Origin of the sequence: Acinetobacter sp. UBA3461 (assembly GCF_002381195.1) — a bacterium.
Classification (GTDB): domain Bacteria; phylum Pseudomonadota; class Gammaproteobacteria; order Pseudomonadales; family Moraxellaceae; genus Acinetobacter; species Acinetobacter schindleri.
The window spans coordinates 1-18,134 of the sequence record NZ_DFRO01000022.1; the positions used below are offsets into that span (position 1 = coordinate 1).

Annotated in this window: 15 protein-coding genes and 1 pseudogene; 9 read left to right on the plus strand and 7 right to left on the minus strand. The window is 45.1% G+C overall.

Going from position 1 to position 18,134, the window contains the following annotated elements; genetic code table 11:
* The first annotated feature begins 121 nt into the window (after nucleotides 1–121).
* From B3D47_RS04330 to B3D47_RS04340, 3 genes are all read left to right on the plus strand, one after another.
* Entirely contained in the window at nucleotides 122–1,336 is a 1,215-nt protein-coding gene (locus B3D47_RS04330; protein ID WP_286860138.1) for an MFS transporter, read from the plus strand.
* Nucleotides 1,337–1,479: 143 nt separating this feature from the next.
* Nucleotides 1,480–3,870, plus strand: a complete 2,391-nt coding sequence (locus B3D47_RS04335; protein WP_163172657.1) for a YgiQ family radical SAM protein — start codon at nucleotides 1,480–1,482, stop codon at nucleotides 3,868–3,870.
* Nucleotides 3,871–4,266: 396 nt separating this feature from the next.
* On the plus strand, nucleotides 4,267–4,815 hold the full coding sequence (locus B3D47_RS04340; RefSeq protein WP_004896436.1) for a DUF2726 domain-containing protein: 549 nt from the start codon (nucleotides 4,267–4,269) through the stop codon (nucleotides 4,813–4,815).
* Nucleotides 4,816–4,885: 70 nt separating this feature from the next.
* Here the strand turns inward: B3D47_RS04340 and B3D47_RS04345 are convergent, their stop codons facing one another.
* From B3D47_RS04345 to mdtD, 6 genes and pseudogenes are all read right to left on the minus strand, one after another.
* Nucleotides 4,886–5,242 carry a RidA family protein gene (locus B3D47_RS04345; protein ID WP_004896434.1) on the minus strand — a complete coding sequence of 119 codons (357 nt, stop codon included), beginning with the start codon at nucleotides 5,240–5,242 and terminating at the stop codon, nucleotides 4,886–4,888.
* A gap of 4 nt (nucleotides 5,243–5,246) precedes the next feature.
* Nucleotides 5,247–6,542, minus strand: a complete 1,296-nt coding sequence (gene shiA, locus B3D47_RS04350; RefSeq protein WP_004810221.1) for a shikimate transporter — start codon at nucleotides 6,540–6,542, stop codon at nucleotides 5,247–5,249.
* A gap of 221 nt (nucleotides 6,543–6,763) precedes the next feature.
* The gene (gene dinB, locus B3D47_RS04355) at nucleotides 6,764–7,819 is read right to left on the minus strand and encodes a DNA polymerase IV (protein ID WP_286860142.1); all 1,056 of its coding nucleotides are present in this window, start codon (nucleotides 7,817–7,819) and stop codon (nucleotides 6,764–6,766) included.
* 18 nt (nucleotides 7,820–7,837) lie between these two features.
* Nucleotides 7,838–8,854 (minus strand): annotated as a pseudogene (locus tag B3D47_RS04360) (MBL fold metallo-hydrolase).
* A 43-nt stretch (nucleotides 8,855–8,897) separates the two neighbouring features.
* Nucleotides 8,898–9,671, minus strand: coding sequence for a GH25 family lysozyme (locus B3D47_RS04365; RefSeq protein ID WP_286860144.1), 774 nt, complete (start codon nucleotides 9,669–9,671; stop codon nucleotides 8,898–8,900).
* Nucleotides 9,672–9,733: 62 nt separating this feature from the next.
* Nucleotides 9,734–11,125: a multidrug transporter subunit MdtD gene (gene mdtD, locus B3D47_RS04370; RefSeq protein WP_286860145.1), complete on the minus strand. Its 1,392-nt coding sequence runs from the start codon at nucleotides 11,123–11,125 to the stop codon at nucleotides 9,734–9,736.
* 310 nt (nucleotides 11,126–11,435) lie between these two features.
* On the opposite strand from mdtD, the gene B3D47_RS04375 reads away from it, so the two are divergent.
* Nucleotides 11,436–12,410: a hypothetical protein gene (locus B3D47_RS04375; RefSeq protein WP_286860147.1), complete on the plus strand. Its 975-nt coding sequence runs from the start codon at nucleotides 11,436–11,438 to the stop codon at nucleotides 12,408–12,410.
* 58 nt (nucleotides 12,411–12,468) lie between these two features.
* Here the strand turns inward: B3D47_RS04375 and B3D47_RS04380 are convergent, their stop codons facing one another.
* The gene (locus B3D47_RS04380) at nucleotides 12,469–13,086 is read right to left on the minus strand and encodes a TIGR00730 family Rossman fold protein (RefSeq protein ID WP_004810202.1); all 618 of its coding nucleotides are present in this window, start codon (nucleotides 13,084–13,086) and stop codon (nucleotides 12,469–12,471) included.
* Between the two features lie 320 nt (nucleotides 13,087–13,406).
* Between B3D47_RS04380 and B3D47_RS04385 the strand changes: the two genes are divergently transcribed.
* The 5 genes from B3D47_RS04385 to B3D47_RS04405 all read left to right on the plus strand — a co-directional run.
* Nucleotides 13,407–14,987: a TerC family protein gene (locus tag B3D47_RS04385; RefSeq protein ID WP_286860150.1), complete on the plus strand. Its 1,581-nt coding sequence runs from the start codon at nucleotides 13,407–13,409 to the stop codon at nucleotides 14,985–14,987.
* Between the two features lie 73 nt (nucleotides 14,988–15,060).
* Nucleotides 15,061–15,537 (plus strand): YchJ family protein, encoded by a 477-nt coding sequence (locus tag B3D47_RS04390; RefSeq protein WP_286860152.1) that lies wholly within the window; start codon nucleotides 15,061–15,063, stop codon nucleotides 15,535–15,537.
* Nucleotides 15,538–15,598: 61 nt separating this feature from the next.
* Complete coding sequence (locus tag B3D47_RS04395) at nucleotides 15,599–16,243, plus strand: trimeric intracellular cation channel family protein (protein ID WP_008305156.1); 645 nt, start codon at nucleotides 15,599–15,601, stop codon at nucleotides 16,241–16,243.
* 125 nt (nucleotides 16,244–16,368) lie between these two features.
* The gene (locus B3D47_RS04400) at nucleotides 16,369–17,688 is read left to right on the plus strand and encodes an MFS transporter (RefSeq protein WP_286860154.1); all 1,320 of its coding nucleotides are present in this window, start codon (nucleotides 16,369–16,371) and stop codon (nucleotides 17,686–17,688) included.
* A gap of 165 nt (nucleotides 17,689–17,853) precedes the next feature.
* A partial coding sequence (locus B3D47_RS04405) for a DNA gyrase subunit A (protein ID WP_286860155.1) occupies nucleotides 17,854–18,134 on the plus strand: 281 nt, incomplete at its 3' end.

Consider the following 18,134-nt stretch of genomic DNA (forward strand, 5'->3'; position numbering starts at 1 on the left):
GGGGGTGTTTTTTTATGCGCGGGGTTTAGTCAAATAACTGTTGTTTATATGCTATTTCGACTGAAATATCACATAAAAATAAACTTGAGAGGCGTATACTGAACCGGTCTAAGGAGCGGATATGTCCCCAAATTCATCTTCAAGCCATATTAAATATGGCTCTTCTGCTTTTAAAGCGATGCTCTTTTCCTTATTTCTTGCTGGCTTTGCCATTTTTTCATCACTGTATTGTGTACAGCCCATGATGCCGATTCTGGCTGATTATTTCCAGGTCAGTCCGACTCAAAGCAGTTTTCCACTTTCATTTTCTACCATTGCATTAGCTGTTGGCCTGAGTTTTACTGGACTCATTTCTGACCGTTTTGGCCGTAAGCCGATTATGGTCTGGTCTTTATTTTCAGTTTCAGTATTGTTGTTACTGAGTGCTGTATTGTCAGTTTGGTCAGTATTTCTGGCTACCCGAGTATTAATTGGTTTAACCGTGAGTGGCGTGGCCGCAGTGGCGATGACCTATATTGGGGAAGAGGTGGCCGCGAAAGATGTTGGTTTTGCCATGGGACTCTATATTTCTGGAACTGCGATTGGCGGTATGAGTGGCCGTTTGCTTGCAGGAGTATTGGTAGACTTTATTTCTTGGCAGTCAGCGACTTTAATCATTGGACTAATTAACCTCTGTATTGCGACAACCTTCTATTTCTTATTGCCTAAATCCAGGAATTTTCAAGCTTATCCTATTAAATTGAGCCGCTTCATTACTGCATTTCAGCATAATCTTAGTGATCCCAAGCTGCGAATCTTGTTCTTACAAGGTTTCATCCTGATGGGCTGTTTTGTTTCAGTCTTTAATTATCTCAGCTATCGCCTGATTCAGGCACCTTTTGAGCTGTCGCATGTCTGGATTGGGGTAATTTCGGTCACCTATCTGGCAGGAATCTATAGCTCACCTCGTGCGGCGGCATGGAGCCAGAAATTTGGACATTTCCAAGTATTGGTGGCCATGCTTGCCAGTATGTTGCTAGGACTAGTGTTGATGCTAGTCAATAGCTTGGTGCTGATCTTTATTGGTCTGCTCATTTTTACATTTGCATTTTTTGCTGCACATTCCACGGCCAGTAGTTGGGTGTCTGTGCAATCTTTACAGTATCGTGCTGTAGGATCATCACTTTATTTATTCTGCTACTATCTTGGGTCCAGTGTGCTTGGCAGCTCGAGTGGTCTGGTCTGGGAAAATACCGGATGGTTCGGCCTCAGTTTATTCATCGGCATTATTTTGATAGTCGGTTTATTGGTAGCTCAACAGTTAAAACCTAAAATAAGCAGACTAGAAACAGAATAAGCATATATTCCTGATTAAGGTCTTAAAGCTAATATTGTATAAATTATAATCAAGCAACCTCAGCCGAATTCATGCTAAAATGCTCAGCTTTCATCTTTGATCTATTTTTTGATCTTCCATCTGCCAGCCGAGAATTGCTAGCCATGTCTACTGCTTATACCATGCAGACAGCGCCTACAGCGTTGTTTGATTACGACAAATATTGGGCGTCGTGTTTTGAACCTGCGCCATTTTTGCCGATGTCACGCGAGGAGATGGATCAACTCGGCTGGGACAGTTGCGACTTTATTTTAGTCTGTGGCGATGCCTATATTGATCATCCTTCATTCTGTTCAGGCATTATTGGCCGTACCCTAGAAGCGCAAGGCTTCCGTGTCGGGATTATTGCGCAGCCAGACTGGACCAATGTTGAAGCCTTCCGTGTATTGGGTAAACCAAACATTGCATGGGGTGTGACAGCAGGTAACATGGACTCGATGATCAACCGTTATACGGCAGATCGCAAGATTCGTTCAGATGATGCCTATTCACCAGACAATCAGCCAAACAAACGCCCAGACCGGGCGGCAACCGTGTATTGCCAGCGTGTGCGTGAAGCTTATCCAGATGTACCGGTGCTCTTAGGTGGTATCGAAGCATCACTGCGACGTATTGCACACTATGATTACTGGTCAGATAAAGTCCGCCGTTCTGTATTGATGGACTCTAAAGCCGATCTTTTGATGTATGGTAATGGTGAGCGTTCAATTACTGAAATCATGCACCGTTTGGCGCGTGGTGAAAAAATCCAAGATATTACTGATGTTCGTGGTACAGCGTTTATTGTGAATAAACACAATCGCCCATCGAAAGCCAAATTTGTTGAAATCGCATCGAATGATGTCGATGCGATTGGCCGTGTCGATCCAATTATTAACCCTTATGTCATGACTGAAGATATTGAAGGTTGTGAGATTGAACAAGGGAAGGACTCGAGCCAGTACCAGGGTTTCCAAAAAGAACATGTAGCCAATCCAATTGTACGTGAAGGCGACAATTTGGACGAAAATACACAAATCGTGCAGTTACAATCGGCATCGAAAGCGATTAAACATAAATTACCGCCGCGTGAATTGGCTGTGATTCGTTTGCCTGCTTTTGAAGAAGTGGTGAATGATCCGGTGCTTTATGCACATGCTAACCGTATTTTGCATCTGGAAACCAATCCAGGTAATGCGCGTGCTATGGTTCAAAAGCATGGTGAACGTGACGTATGGTTAAATCCACCGCCAATTCCGTTGACTACGGAAGAGATGGACTACGTGTTTGACCTGCCTTATGCACGTCTACCACATCCATCATACGGTAATGCACGTTTCCCAGCCTTTGACATGATCAAGTTCTCTGTGAACATCATGCGTGGCTGTTTCGGTGGTTGTACCTTCTGTTCAATCACAGAGCATGAAGGTCGTATTATTCAGAACCGTTCTGAAGAATCGATTCTGCGTGAAGTGGAAAAAATTCGTGATACAGCACCAGGCTTTACTGGCATCATTTCGGACTTAGGTGGCCCAACAGCCAACATGTACCGTTTGGCCTGTAAAGATCCTGAGATCGAAAAGAACTGTCGTAAGCCTTCGTGTGTGTTCCCGGGAGTATGTCAAAACTTACATACCGACCATGCGCCACTGACGCAGTTATACCGTAAAGCACGTGCATTACCAGGTATTAAAAAGATTCTGATCGGTTCAGGTTTACGTTATGACCTTGCGGTTTTAAACCCTGAATATGTCAAAGAATTGGTGACGCATCATGTCGGTGGTTACCTCAAGATTGCGCCAGAGCATACCGAAAAAGGTCCGCTCAATAAAATGATGAAGCCTGGCATTGGAACTTATGACCGATTCAAGCAAATGTTTGATCGTTATAGTAAGGAAGCAGGCAAGGAACAGTACTTGATTCCTTACTTCATTGCAGCGCATCCGGGTACAACCGATTATGACATGATGAACCTTGCGATTTGGTTGAAGAAGAATGGTTTCCGTGCTGACCAAGTACAAACCTTCTATCCATCGCCAATGGCAACGGCAACAACTATGTATTACACCGGTAAAAACCCACTGGCGAAAGTGGCACGTTACACTGAAAATGTCGACATTGTGAAAGGTGAAAAGCGTCGTCGTCTGCACAAAGCTTTCTTGCGTTACCATGATCCAAATAACTGGCCTTTACTGCGTGATGCCTTGCGCGAAATGGGCCGTCAGGACCTGATTGGTAATTCGAAACAGCATCTGATTCCGACCTATCAACCTGCAGGTGTGGATGGTCAGTATCAGTCAGCACGTAAGAAGAACTCGACTGTTGCAGGCGATTCACAGAAACGTACCGGTCAGGCAGGCAATCGTGGACAAGGTCAAAGCCAAGGACAGAACAATCGTCCGAAGAAAGGGCAGATCCTGACCCAGCATACCGGTTTACCACCACGTGAAACTGGTGATGCGAAAAAGCCTTTTGGCGGTTCTAAAGGCAAAGCCAAATCAAAAAGTCGTGCCTAAATCACTTAAAAAAGACACTTCGGTGTCTTTTTTATTTTTTGCTGATTTTTTATTAAAAGAAGTCAAATCTAAATTAAAAAATAATTAAATTAAGATATTTATTAGAAAAAACTGTTTAAATATTACACTTTATCGGAATTGTAAGACAAAAAGAGGAAAATGCTCTTGCTTAAATTTGAGTGGCTGATTTAGAGTGAGAGTGAGTAAGGAACACATTACATTTCCAGTACACGGAATTTTTTAATCTCCCGAAATGTAATGCCCTTATATAAGTTTTGATACCGGATGTTGCAGTATCTAAGCAAATTGGTTGTACCGTGATTTTCGGATGAAAATCGATCTATACTGACAACAATAAAACAAAAACGATTATAAGAATGCAGAAAGGACTAACGCATGGCCACCTATATCATAATTGGCAGTTTTCTGCTCTTGTGCACCATCCTAATGGCATATAAGAGAGTACAGAATAGCGGCAAGCAGCAAGACAGTGTGCTGAAGCAGCGCGCCATTTTTAACCTGAATCAACAGTTGACTTACACCCGTCTAAAGGAAATTCTGCCAGAGAACATTATTTTGGCCCATGTCTCCTATGATGCGCTGTTGACCACCAAATTTTTTCGTACCCGTAACAAATATCGCAATCTGGTCGCGGACTTTGTGGTTCTAGATCAGGATCATCTGGTCGTTGCCATCGTGGCCGTGGACGATCCGATGATTTTGAAACGCCCACAACAATCCCAGTATCAGGATGCCTTGCTGACTATGGCAGGCTATCGGGTAATCCGTTATGAAGATATTCCGGAATATCATCACCTGCGTCGTGACTTCCTGAATGAACAGGGTGAGGAGGACAGTCTAGTCAATCCGAATAACCTGACTACACTAAAGAAGTTTCCACTTTACTCCGCTCTGGAGCGGCCTAAAGTAAAGACAGTGAGTTAATACAGCTGGCACAAATAAAAAAAGCATGCAGATCGCATGCTTTTTTATTGGAAGATAAGTTCTATCGGCATTATTCCGGTTTTACTGCGACGACGGTCAGTTCGACCAATACCCGTGGATCATACAACTTGGCTTCTACACAGGTCCGCGGCAGGGCTTGAATATCAGCTACCCATGCATCCCACACTTCATTAAAAGCTGCATAGTCACGCTCAATATCTTTGAGATAAATGGTAACTGACATGATGTGGCTCTTATCTGTTCCCGCATCTGCGAGAAACTGATCAATAATGTCCAAAGTTTGCTGTGTCTGACCTTTAATATCCAGATCAAAATCACTGGCCAGTTGACCTGCCAGATGAACGAGATTGCCTGAAATCGCGATTTCAGAGAAGCGTTGAGACACATGCAAACGTTGAATAGTCATGAGTTTAATCCTGGGTTTTTGGCATCAGGGCAGCAACCAATGCAGTTAGTAGACAGCCCACAGCAAGATAGATGGCTACATAATGCCATGAACCATCCCCCCAAATCACTAAGGAAGCCGCAATCATTGGGGTAAAACCACCACCAATAATACTCGCCACCTGATAACCCACACCGGCGCCACTATAACGATACTCGGTACCAAACAGTGAGGTAAAGATGGGTTGATGCACACTCACTACCATGTCATGCGCGATATTGGCCAGTAGAATTGAGCCAACAATAATCATCCAGGTATTTTGAGCATCCAGCGCCATAAAGAACGGGAAAGCCGACAAGGCACCGATTAAACCGCCCCAAACACACATGGTTTTATGGTTAATTTTGTCTGAGATCCAGGCAAAGAACGGAATACTGACACAACTAATCGCACCGACCATCAGGGTGATATTCAGGAAGAATTGCTTGTCCATGCCCAGATTATTGGTGGAATAATTCAGTGCAAAATTGGTCACCAGATACATGGTGAGCAGCTCGGTCATACGCAGGGCAATAATGTACAGGAATGCTTTAGGATGCTTGCTGATCGCCTGAAAAATTGGCAGTTTGGTTGGATGTTGCTTGGCTTTAACCACTTTTTCGACAAATTCTTGTGACTCCTCCTGATCACGCCGAATCCACATGGCAATGCCGATCAGCACAATACTGGCAATAAATGGAATACGCCATGCCCAGTCCGAAAATGCCTCTTCCCCTAAAGTGGCAATGATTAATGACACTGCACCGGTCGCCAGCACCAGACCGACACCATAACCAACCTGAACACCACTACTATAAAAAGCCTTTTTGCCTTTTGGCGCATTTTCCACTGCCATCAGGGCAGCACCGCCCCATTCACCACCAACCGCAAAGCCTTGAATGGCACGTAAAGTCACCAATAATACCGGTGCCCACCAGCCAATGGCTTCGAAATTCGGCAACAGGCCAATCCCGACAGTAGAAATCCCCATGAGGATGACAGTGAGTACCAGCATTTTTTTACGGCCAAGTTTGTCACCGAAGTGACCAAACACCACACCACCAAGTGGACGAAACAGAAAGCCAACACCAAAGGTTGCCAAGGCGGCTAATGTGCCCATATTGTTGCCAATACTGGGAAAAAATTGATCTTTAAAAATCAGGGCTGCGACAATGCCGTAAAGAAGAAAATCGTACCAGTCGACAACAGCACCAATAAAACTGGAAAGCGCTGCTTTTCGCGCGCGTTGTTCTTGAAAAGAAATTGAATTTGCAGAAGACATGCAGGATAGGATTCCATGGGGACAACAGAGTTGCCCTGTAATATTCGGATTTGATCGTCACGCCAATCACAGGACAGCATGCTGAAAGTAAAGGTGATTTTCAGCATCTCAGCATATACATGGATAATGCATTGCGCGGATAGATTACTCTAAAAACACATAATGGTAAAAATAAAGTTGTTGGCTTTTTAAACTAATGACTAATTCTTGCTCAGTTTACTTTAAAGCAGGGTCAGTTGTGCTTCTTGCTGGCGAGGTGACAGCTGATACACCCCGACACCAATCAGGCGAAATTGCAGGGCTGGATCCAGATGCATATCCTGCAGCAAGAACTGTAACGCCTGATGTAGCTCTAGCGGATTTTTAAGCACGGAACGGAAGCTACGGCTATGTTGAATGATCTGGAAATTTTTTAGCCTGAGTTTCACGGTAATGCCACGTGCAGTCAGCTGTTTCTTTTCCAGACTGTTCCAGACCTGCTGAATCAGTTGATCCCAGTAAGGGCTGCACTGGCTAAGTAGCAGGTCATCACCAAAGGTGGTTTCCTTGGAAATCTGCTGGCGTTCACGTTCAGTTTCGACCGGGCGTTCATCGATGCCTTGCGCATAGAGATACAGCCGCTTGCCGTATTTGCCAAAATGCTGAATCAGGACAGCTTCATCCATCTGTTGCAAATCACCCAGAGTTTCCAAATTGAGACTTTTCAATTTTTCCTGCGTAACCTTGCCGACCCCGGGAATTTTCTTAAGCGGTAAATCCTGAATAAAGGCCTTTACCTGTGAAGGCTTGATCACACAAATGCCATTCGGTTTATGCCAGTCTGAAGCCACTTTGGCCAGGAATTTATTTGGTGCAACACCTGCAGAAGCGGTAAGTCTAGTCAGCTGAAAAATGTCTTCACGGATACGCATCGCGACTTCTGTTGCACTGGGGATTTGCAGCAGATTATTAGTCACATCCAGATAGGCTTCATCCAGTGAAAGTGGTTCAATAACTGCTGTATATTTTTGAAAAATCTGATGGATCTGTGAGGAAACCTCACGGTATTTCTGAAAATCCGGTTCAATCACAATCAGCTGCGAACAACGTTTGCGTGCCTGACTCATTGGCATGGCAGAATGCACACCAAATTCCCGAGCTGGATACGAGGCAGCCGCAACCACAGCCCGTGGATGATGCGAAGCGATCACCACAGGCAAATGTTTTAGTTCCGGACGTTCACGCAGTTCTACCGAGGCGTAGAAGGCGTCCATATCGATATGGATAATTTTACGCATATGCCATCTTAAAAGGCTTTAAGGCACTTGGGAAGATGCTGATTTCAAAAGATTATAGGATTGACTATTACTCAGTAGCACAACCTGAATCTGTTGCGCTTCAGCCGCTTTGATCAGAATTCGTATACTCTCGGGAGCATTATCGGCAAAGCGTGGCAAAAATTGTAAGGGTTGATCTAGCGGCTGAAAGAAATCATCCCAGTGAATCGGAATGACAATCTTGGGTTTTACCATTGCCAGCGTTTGTTACAGATAAGATTTCTGATAATCCTCAGGCTGTCGCGACAGCTGGGCTATGCCTAAAAATAAAATATCGGCCTGAATATTCTTGAGCTGTCCTGGAATAAACCCTGTGCTGGCTTTAACCAGAATTCGTTGTCTGTCATGTTCAATCAGATAATCAAAGCTGCTGCCTTCTTTAAATTCGGAAAACTTGGCAGGCAGTTTCAGTGGTGCTGTAATTTCTTCACCGAGATCATCATTTACGGGTGTTGGAGGCGTATGTGCGGAAGCAAGTGGAGTGACTTTAAACTGTCCCGATCGGAGCGATTACGCTGATACAGCACGCCGTAGCTGGGAGGCTTTTACCTCTGGATGACTGCGTGCAATATTCAGGGTGCTATTCGATCCGATGATCTGGGGTTGAGGTAACAGGGCAGCCAGTTCAGGAATATCCAGAGCATGATCATAATGGCTATGGGTCACTAAAATCGCCTGTGTCCGATCCAGCTGTTCCTCCTGAATAATCTTCTGAAGTAACCTAGAATCGCTGGAAACCTTAGAACTGAGAACATGCCAAAGACTGGGACGGCTAAAGAAGCCATCAATTAAAATCTGTTCCTGACCATTATCAAACAGCAGGGTTGACACCCCAAAGAAGCGGACATTTAAGCCTTCTGCGGATGTATTGGATTTGGCTTGCCACGCGTCAAAGTCACGCAGCTGACCTGAAGGTTGGCGTAAATAAGTGCTTATTCCCCCCAGTATGACTACCATGATCAGAATGGTAGTCACGATAATTTTTCCAAGCTTCACAGCTATTTATCCTTTTATCTTTGATTACATTGCAATTGTAGAATTATTTTGCCGATTTTTGTGCAGGTGCAGTCTTAATACCATTCTGTTTTAAAAAATTCAGCCAGTCCTTTTCCGAACCATAAAACACATTCAGGTCTACAGCCGTTGCAATACCTTTGATCTGACCCTGACTGGTATGCTGCCAGAAATGCCATTTCGGATTATCTTTGAGCTCAGGCAGACCCTTGTATTCACGTATCCAGAGAGGGACATCAGTAAATTGTCCTGCCAGCACAATATTATAGAAAGCTTTCGAGGTATAGAACATCGGCTGCTTGCCGTAGTGCTTTTTGAGCAGGTCATGCATGACCTGGATTTCTTTGAGTAACTGTTCCTTGGAATAGGTATTGATACAGTTACTGTCATATTCAAGATCGATTACCGGAGGTAAGGCATCCGCTTTATTCGGTACGGTTTCGATAAAATTCTGCGCTTGAATCTTACCATCCCGACAGAGGCGATAAAAATGATAGGCACCGACCAGCAAACCCTGTTCGCGAGCCTTAAGCCAGTTTTCTTGAAATTTGCTGTCCTTAAAGTCGCCGCCTTCGGTCGATTTCAGATAGACAAAGCGGTATTTATCTTTGGGGATCTGCTGCCAGTTAATCTCTTTTTGATGATGCGAAACATCAAAACCATGAATGTCATATTCGGAAGCGTTGGCAGGTAGCGGTTTCAGCAATAGCCACCAGATTGCACAGACCACAGCAAGCAGCAGAATGACACTCATGATTGCTGCCCAAAGAGGTGGATAATGCTTGTCTGGCTTTTTCATCACGTTCTTCAAAATTTGACTCTATCTAGCTTATACCAATTTGTCTTGTATCGGGATGATGATCATACTGGCGTATTCTTGGGAATATGCCAGAAAATATAGGCGGCAATAATATTCAAACAGCCCAGACAGATCAGGGCGAGATGGAATGCATTATCCAGCTGCTCAGCGCCAAAGTAGGCACTAAACATATTTACCAACGTACCTGCCAGTGCGACCCCAATACTCATCGATAGCATCATGATCATGGACAGAAAACTGTTGCCACTGCTGGCATCCTGCTGACTTAAGTCTTTTAGGGTTAAAGTATTCATGGAAACAAACTGCAGTGAGTTCAGGATACCAAAAATAAAAAAATGAATCGCACGTAGCCAGATCGGTGTATCCGCCGTAGTCAGGGCAAAGCTGGCAATACATAGCCCCACCAGCAAAGTATTTACCAGTAATACCTGGCGATAGCCAAAGTGCTGAATGATCTTGCGAATAATGGGTTTGGAAGCTAATGAACCTAATACAGTTGGAATCATCAGCAAACCGGTAATAAAGGGTTCAAAACCAAACGCGACCTGCAACATCAGCGGTAACAGGAAAGGAATGGAGTTACCACCAAGACGGGCAAAGAAATTACCCAGAATCCCAATAGAATAAATCCGGTTTTTAAACAGCTTGCTGCGGAACAGGGCATTGCTATGCGTATGTGAATGATAGGCATAGATCAGCGAAAACAGGAACCCAGCTGCAACTAAGCTGAGACTCCACCACAATGGATATTGCGGATTGGCAAAGTTCTCAATGCCCAGACATAGCCCGACCATCGCCACCACCAGCATAACAAAACCGGCATAGTCAAACTTCGCCACATCCGGTTCAGTAATATTCGGCATGGCTTTGAAGGTAATCAGGGTGCCAAGCAGGCCAATCGGCAGGTTAATCAGAAATACCCATTGCCAGGACAGGTATTCGACCATCCAGCCACCTAGCGTTGGGCCAATCAGCGGACCAATCAGGCCGGCCAGACTCATCAGGCTCATTGCAGCCAGAAACTGGGTGCGTGGAATAATCTTCAGCATTGCCAGACGGCCGACTGGTAGCAGCAAAGCACCACCAATGCCTTGCAGAACCCGATAGAGCAGGAGTTCATTCAGGCTGTTTGAGACAGCACAACCTATTGATGCAAGCGTAAAAATAATGATGGCGCTAAAATAGGTATTACGTACACCAAAACGATCTGCCAGCCAGCCACTCAAGGGAATACAGACTGCAACCGAAAGCACATAAGCCACCACCACACTATGCATCCGCAACGGATCTTCTTGCAGGCTAAGAGCAATCGCTGGCAGGGCAGTATTGATAATCGTGGTGTCCAGACCTTGCATGAAAAAGCCGATCGATACCAATAAGACCAGCAGTCTAAATTCGGGTTGCAGCGCTTGATGGGTGGGCGTGGCATTCATGTGATATTTAGAAAGTCATGTAATTTTGAATGTGGGCTCAGTTTAAATCAATTCACCCCATCCGTTGTACTAAATCAGTGTCTTATTCTGGTATTCATGACATGAAATAGAACCATGAAAACTGATTGATATCAGTTGGCTAAGTAGGATTTCGCAGAAATAGCAACTGCTTGCTGAAAAGTAATAAATGTATTGAAACCGGCTAGTGTTACAAGAATATATGACGTTTCTGTCATGAAACTGCAATAAAAACGTCATAATCTTGGCCACATCTTACAGTAATGCTGATCTCCCTCAGCAGGTATGTTTTATGTCTATCGAAATCTTGATGGTTATCGGCTTCTGTCTAGCAGCCTACTCCATTGTCGGCAATGATGTGCCTCAGACATTGGGAACCTTTATCTCATCAAATTCACATCGACCTTGGTGGCTGCTGTGGATTTATATCAGCGTCATCCTTGTGGTGGTTTTGGTCTATGGCTGGTATGCATCAGGGGTAGGAGATGCCTCTTATGGCCGTCTCGAAACGATTCCATTCCCTGAGGGTGGGATTACCTGGCTGTATATTGTACCGCCAATTCTACTCTTGTTATTAACCAAATATGGTATTCCAGTCAGTACTACATTCTTGGTGCTCACCATTTTCTCTCCAGCGAGCTTAGGTTCGATGATGGTGAAATCGATGATGGGTTATGCTGTAGCCTTCATCTCAGCTTTGGTGATTTACCGTTTTGTTGCCAACAAAATGACGGTGTACTTTAACCAAACCAAAGACCAAGAGCATTCGACCAAATGGATGATCTTACAATGGTTATCAACCGGTTTCTTATGGAGCCAATGGTTGATCCAAGACTTAGCCAATATCTTTGTTTATGTGCCGCGTCAGGTGCCATTTGAGTTCCTGATATTTGCCATTTCTGTCTTTGTCATCCTGCTGGGCATGATTCTTTACCAGCGTGGTGGAGCTATCCAGAAGATTGTCGATACCAAGACCGGGGTGACTGATGTCCGTTCTGCTACGATTATTGACTTTATCTATGCGCTGATTCTGCTGGTGTTCAAAGAGTGGAGTAACATCCCGATGAGTACCACTTGGGTATTCTTGGGGTTGTTGGCTGGTCGTGAGTTTGCCATCTCGATGATCGTCAATGGTGTGAGCAAACACCGTACTTCACGGAACGTCAGCAAAGATGCAATGAAGTTAATGTTTGGTTTAGCAATGTCTGTGATTTTGGCGACGACACTACCTTGGTTCTATAACCTGGTGACTAACTTGGCTTCTTAAGAGTTAAAAAATAAAAAAGCGAGCTTCGGCTCGCTTTTTTTATTTTTTAGATCAGCATTTAAATTGCAAACTGTTTTGGACTATCCAGATTTTTCAGGGCATTAAAGATATGTGCAGAATGTTCACAGACAATTAGTTTGGCACGATGCTGGGGCGGCAAAAAGCCTTCATTCACGGCATGATCCAGCTGGGCAATGAGTGGATCATAAAAGTTATTCACGTTGTATAGCATCATTGGTTTCTGGTGCTGGTTCAACTGTCCCCAAGTCGCAATTTCCAGAATTTCCTCAAAGGTACCTAGTCCACCTGGCAGAGCAACGAAGGCACAGGCACGTTCTGCCATTAACGCTTTGCGTTCATGCATGGACCGCACAATATGCAGTTCAGTCAGCTTGCTATGCGCGATTTCATAATCCAGCATAAACTCGGGAATCACACCTACAGCTTCACCGCCATGTTCAATCATGGCATCAGCGACCTGACCCATCAGGCCGATGCTGGCACCGCCGTAGACCAGACCAAAACCTTGCTGTGCCAGACTCTGTACAAGCTGAATAGCTTTTTCCTGATAAATAGGATTATTGCCAGCACGTGAACCACAATATAGGGCAACGAGCGGGCGGGTAGTACGGGGAGATTTGTTTTTATGTTCAGTCATTTTAATTACGCTAGTCATGTCTCTCTTTCACCTTATCATTTTTTAATTTTGTTACTACAACATATATTAAAAATATGACAATTCTATGCATCATTCTTGCCAATCTTGAAGTCAAGAGTCGGGAAGCTTAAACCAAAGCATGAAAACTGGTGAATTTCATTTTGAACTTGCTATACTGAAAATCTGTCTTACTACAATAGAAATCACATGGGTAGTCGAAGTTGGCGCTTTAACCAGATAAAATGTCACCATATCAAGTGTTTAAATAAAATTGGACATAGTTCCGCGCTACGCAGCAGCATTGCATGTCTTTCCACTGACCTACAGGAGAGAATGCAATGATTTTCGAATGGATGTCAGATCCTTCTGCCTGGATTGGCCTGCTGACTCTGATTGTGCTGGAAATTGTTCTGGGTATTGATAACCTGGTCTTTATTGCAATTCTTGCTGAAAAACTGCCGCCAGAACAACGTAATACCGCCCGAATTGTAGGTTTGACCCTGGCCTTGGTCATGCGTCTGATCCTGCTGGCTTCTATTGCCTGGGTAGTCACGCTGACTGAACCGTTCTTCTATATTTTTGATCATCCATTTTCCGGGCGTGACCTGATTCTGCTGTTTGGTGGGGTATTCCTGTTATTTAAAGGTACCATGGAATTACATGAGCGCCTTGAAGCCAAGCCAGTGGTCAAAGAAGAAAATCCGGTGCATGCCGTGTTCTGGATGGTAATCGTTCAAATCGTGGTGCTGGATGCCGTATTCTCACTCGACAGTGTGATTACTGCTGTGGGTATGGTCAAAGACCTGTCGGTAATGATGATTGCAGTGATTATTGCTGTCGGTATCATGCTATGGGCTTCCAAGGCCTTGATGGATTTTGTGAATCGTCATCCTACTGTGGTCATCCTTTGTCTCGGCTTCCTGATGATGATCGGTTTCTCGTTGGTGGTTGAAGGTTTCGGCTTCCATATTCCAAAAGGCTACCTGTACGCAGCGATTGGTTTTTCGGTCATTGTCGAATTTATTAACCAGACCATGAAACGCAATCAGGAAAAAATGGTGACAACTACAGATCTGCGTTATCGCACTGCTTCAGCCGTGATGCGTATGCTCGGTGGTAAACCTGCTCAGGATAATGCTGCTTCTGAGCCGGTAGATGTACTGGCAACGCGTGCCTTTGCTGACGAAGTGTTTAATGATGATGAAAATGGCGTTTATCACAGTGTGATGGTGCAGGGCGTACTCGGCCTGTCTGAACGTCCGGTGAAGTCGGTGATGACCCCACGTCCTGAACTGGAATGGATTGATCTGGATGAAGATGAAGCTATCATTAAGGCCCATCTGTTGCAGATGAGTCATTCACGTCTGATCGTGGCACGTGGTGAGCTGGACAATATTGCTGGTGTAGTACTGACCCATAAAGTGCTAAACGAATATATCGAAACGGGTCTACTTGATTTCGAAAAACATCTACGTGAACCGGTAATTGTGCATGAAAATGCTCAGGTACTGATGGTGATGGACCAGTTGCGTCAGGCGCCGCTACAAATGGCGATTGTCCTGAACGAGTATGGTTCGATCGAAGGGATTGCAACACCGATTGATGTGCTTGAAGCCATTGCCGGTGAATTCCCGGATGAAGATGAAATGGAAACCGCAGCTGAAAGTCTGCATGACGGTAGTCTGTTGCTGGAAGGTTCAACCGATATTCGTCATATATCCTTGCTGATTGGCCGTGATTTGGTGGATGAATCAGAAGAATATTCGACGCTGTCGGGCTATATTTTATTCCACCTTGGCCGTCTGCCTGAAAATGGTGAGAAGTTCGAAGCCGATGGTCATATCTTTGAAGTCGTGACAATGGATGGTCATAAGATCGAAAAAGTCCATATTATTCCGCAAGAACAAAACAAGAATTGAGTTCTGCCTCAGGTATGCGCTGAATTTTGCTAAAATAGCCCGCATCGTCGGGCTATTTTTTTGGAATTCATTTTTGGAACTTACCCTCTCAGAAGCATGTCCATGTGGACTGGGCATTTATGAAAGCTGTTGTCAGCCACTGCATCAAGGCAAGCGAACTGCACAGACAGCCGAACAGTTGATGCGTTCACGTTATAGCGCCTTTGCCAAACAGGAAATTGACTATATCCAGCAAACGACCGCATTGGGACAGCAAAGGTTTTTAGATATGCCTGCAATTGCCGAGTGGAGCAGGACCAATCAATGGCTGAAACTGGAAATCGTGCAAACCAATGAAAAACTAGATAAATGTCATGCAATGGTCGAGTTCAAGGCACATTTTCATGATGGCACACAGGCACAAATTCATCATGAAGCGTCCCATTTCGTCAAAGTAGAAGGCTGCTGGTATTTTCTCGATCCGACCACAGATCAACAATTTACAATGAAGCAAGCCTGCATTTGCGGTTCAGGGAAAAAATTTAAGCTATGTTGTGCGCAATTTTTGTAACTTCCACATAGATTTGCCTTAGAATAGCCGCCATCTCAAAGCCTCAGGTGGAAGCAGGGCGATGTTGTTGACCGTAATCTATATTATTGCCATTACCGCAGAGGCGATGACCGGTGCTTTATCCGCTGGAAGGCGCAGCATGGACTGGTTTGGGGTTGTGATCATTGCCTGTGTCACGGCACTGGGAGGTGGCTCGGTTCGCGATGTGCTGCTTGGTCACTATCCATTAACCTGGGTCAAGCATCCTGAATATCTGGTGCTGACCTGCTGTGCGGCTTTTGTCACCATTCTGATCGCCAAATGGATGCGTCATTTACGTAACATCTTCCTGGTGCTGGATGCTTTGGGCCTGATTGGTTTCACCATCATCGGTTGCCAGATCGCATTAGAAATGGGACATGGTTTTGTGGTCAGTGCCGTAGCTGGTGTCCTGACGGGTGTCTCCGGCGGTATTCTGCGTGACATTCTGTGTAATGATGTGCCGCTGGTGTTCCGTCGTGAACTGTATGCCAGTATTTCCTTCGTTGCGGTAATCTTCTACTGGCTTTGTAGCCACGCAGGTCTGTCGCTTGAGCTGACCATCATTTCTACCTTGATCTTCGGTTTTAGCCTGCGCCTGATCGCCATTTACTTTGGCCTGGAAATGCCAAAATTTATCTATAAAGATGATGATGAACAATCCGCATCATCTAAGGATGAATCATAAAACACGATTTTCAGATGAGCGAGGCAGAATAGCCTCGTTTCTGCATTCAATCGTAGTATAAAAATAGGATGAATGCTTCTGCTTTCCGTGCAGTTTCTCCCGAATCACATATCAGAGATTTACTTATGGACCTAGTTTCCCGGATTCAGCGCTTACCTGTAGGCAGGTTTCACTATATGTTGCTGGTCGTGATTGGTTTAGGCTGGATGTTCGACGCCATGGACACCGGACTGATTTCCTTCATTCTGGCCAAAATGGCAGAAGACTGGCAGATGACCCCTGACCAGAAAAGCTGGGTGGTTTCAATCGGTTTTATCGGGATGGCAATTGGGGCAATCTGTTCTGGTGGTCTGGCAGACCGTTATGGCCGTAAAACCATATTCGCTTTAACGCTGGTGATCTATAGTCTGGCAACCGCGGCTTGTGCCTTTGCACAGAACCTGACCTGGTTACTGGTCTTCCGCTTTATTGTCGGCTTGGGTTTGGGTGGCCAGTTACCGGTTGCGGTAACGCTGGTCAGTGAATATATTCCGGCGCAGGTGCGTGGCCGTTTTATTGTTTTACTGGAAAGTTTCTGGGGATTGGGCTGGCTCTGTGCAGCCTTGATTTCTTATTTTGTGATTCCGAAATTTGACTGGCATACCGCCTTTTTAATCGGTGGTATTCCTGCACTGTATGCAATTGTGATCTGGAAATTCGTTCCGGAATCGATTCCCTTCCTGATCAACCGTGGCCGTATCGATGAAGCGCATGCCTTGGTGAAAAAGATTGAAGCCAAGTGTGGGGTAGAGGTATTGGAAATCTTCCAGGTTCAACCTGTGGCCGAAAAACAGACGATTTCTTTTGTTCAGCTCTGGTCAGGCATATTTGCCCGCCGTACCTTAATGCTGTGGTTGATCTGGTTCGGCATTATCTTCTCTTACTATGGTATTTTCACCTGGTTGCCAAGTCTGCTAGTGAAGGAAGGCTATACCATTGTCCAGTCTTTTGAATATGTACTGATCATGATTCTGGCGCAGTTGCCAGGCTATCTGGTTGCAGCATGGCTGGTCGAAAAACTTGGACGTAAGGCAACACTGGCCGGCTTTATTGGCATGTGTGCTGTATCTGCCTATTTCTTTGGTCAGTCCGGCAGTGTCACCGAAATCGTGATCTGGGGCTGTCTGATGTCCTTCTTTAATCTCGGTGCTTGGGGTGTGCTCTATACCTATACGCCAGAACAGTACCCAACCAATATCCGTGCCTTTGGTTCGGGCTGGGCAGGGGCAATCGGCCGGATTGGTGGTATTGTTGCGCCATTTGCAGTGACCCATCTGATGGTCATGCCGAGCGGCTTCAGCTATGTCTTTACCATGTTTACCGTGGTTCTGATTGCTGTAGCTGTAGTGATCTTGGTACTGGGTGAAGAAACCAAAGGTCGGACTTTAGAATCCTTGAGTCAATAAAGGTGGTGATTTTTTAGTTGCTTAGGGCGTTTAAAGTGGATATTTTTACGCCATAAGACACGATTTGTCGCACTGTGTACTGTACTGCCCTTGTGCAGTCAGGCAGTGCGACTTAGCATAAGAAACATTGATACAAAAACGAAATTTTTAGGATTATAGGTTGTTATGACAAGCCTTGCGCATCATGCGACAGAAAACCGTTCCGTAGCAGAATTTACCGAACAGGCCTACCTCAACTACGCCATGTACGTAATCATGGACCGTGCACTGCCACACATCAGTGACGGTCTGAAACCGGTACAGCGCCGTATTGTTTATGCCATGAGTGAGCTGGGGCTCAAGTGGACCAGCAAACCGAAGAAATCTGCACGTACTGTGGGTGATGTACTGGGTAAATACCATCCACATGGCGACTCAGCCTGCTATGAAGCGATGGTGCTGATGGC

Excerpts from the sequence above, each read along its gene's own strand:
- B3D47_RS04330 (WP_286860138.1), top strand. The coding sequence starts at position 122 with ATGTCCCCAAATTCATCTTCAAGCCATATTAAATATGGCTCTTCTGCT.
- B3D47_RS04335 (WP_163172657.1), top strand. The coding sequence starts at position 1,480 with ATGTCTACTGCTTATACCATGCAGACAGCGCCTACAGCGTTGTTTGAT.
- B3D47_RS04340 (WP_004896436.1), top strand. The coding sequence starts at position 4,267 with ATGGCCACCTATATCATAATTGGCAGTTTTCTGCTCTTGTGCACCATC.
- B3D47_RS04345 (WP_004896434.1), bottom strand. The coding sequence starts at position 5,242 with ATGACTATTCAACGTTTGCATGTGTCTCAACGCTTCTCTGAAATCGCG.
- shiA (WP_004810221.1), bottom strand. The coding sequence starts at position 6,542 with ATGTCTTCTGCAAATTCAATTTCTTTTCAAGAACAACGCGCGCGAAAA.
- dinB (WP_286860142.1), bottom strand. The coding sequence starts at position 7,819 with ATGCGTAAAATTATCCATATCGATATGGACGCCTTCTACGCCTCGGTA.
- B3D47_RS04365 (WP_286860144.1), bottom strand. The coding sequence starts at position 9,671 with ATGAAAAAGCCAGACAAGCATTATCCACCTCTTTGGGCAGCAATCATG.
- mdtD (WP_286860145.1), bottom strand. The coding sequence starts at position 11,125 with ATGAATGCCACGCCCACCCATCAAGCGCTGCAACCCGAATTTAGACTG.
- B3D47_RS04375 (WP_286860147.1), top strand. The coding sequence starts at position 11,436 with ATGTCTATCGAAATCTTGATGGTTATCGGCTTCTGTCTAGCAGCCTAC.
- B3D47_RS04380 (WP_004810202.1), bottom strand. The coding sequence starts at position 13,086 with ATGACTAGCGTAATTAAAATGACTGAACATAAAAACAAATCTCCCCGT.
- B3D47_RS04385 (WP_286860150.1), top strand. The coding sequence starts at position 13,407 with ATGATTTTCGAATGGATGTCAGATCCTTCTGCCTGGATTGGCCTGCTG.
- B3D47_RS04395 (WP_008305156.1), top strand. The coding sequence starts at position 15,599 with ATGTTGTTGACCGTAATCTATATTATTGCCATTACCGCAGAGGCGATG.
- B3D47_RS04400 (WP_286860154.1), top strand. The coding sequence starts at position 16,369 with ATGGACCTAGTTTCCCGGATTCAGCGCTTACCTGTAGGCAGGTTTCAC.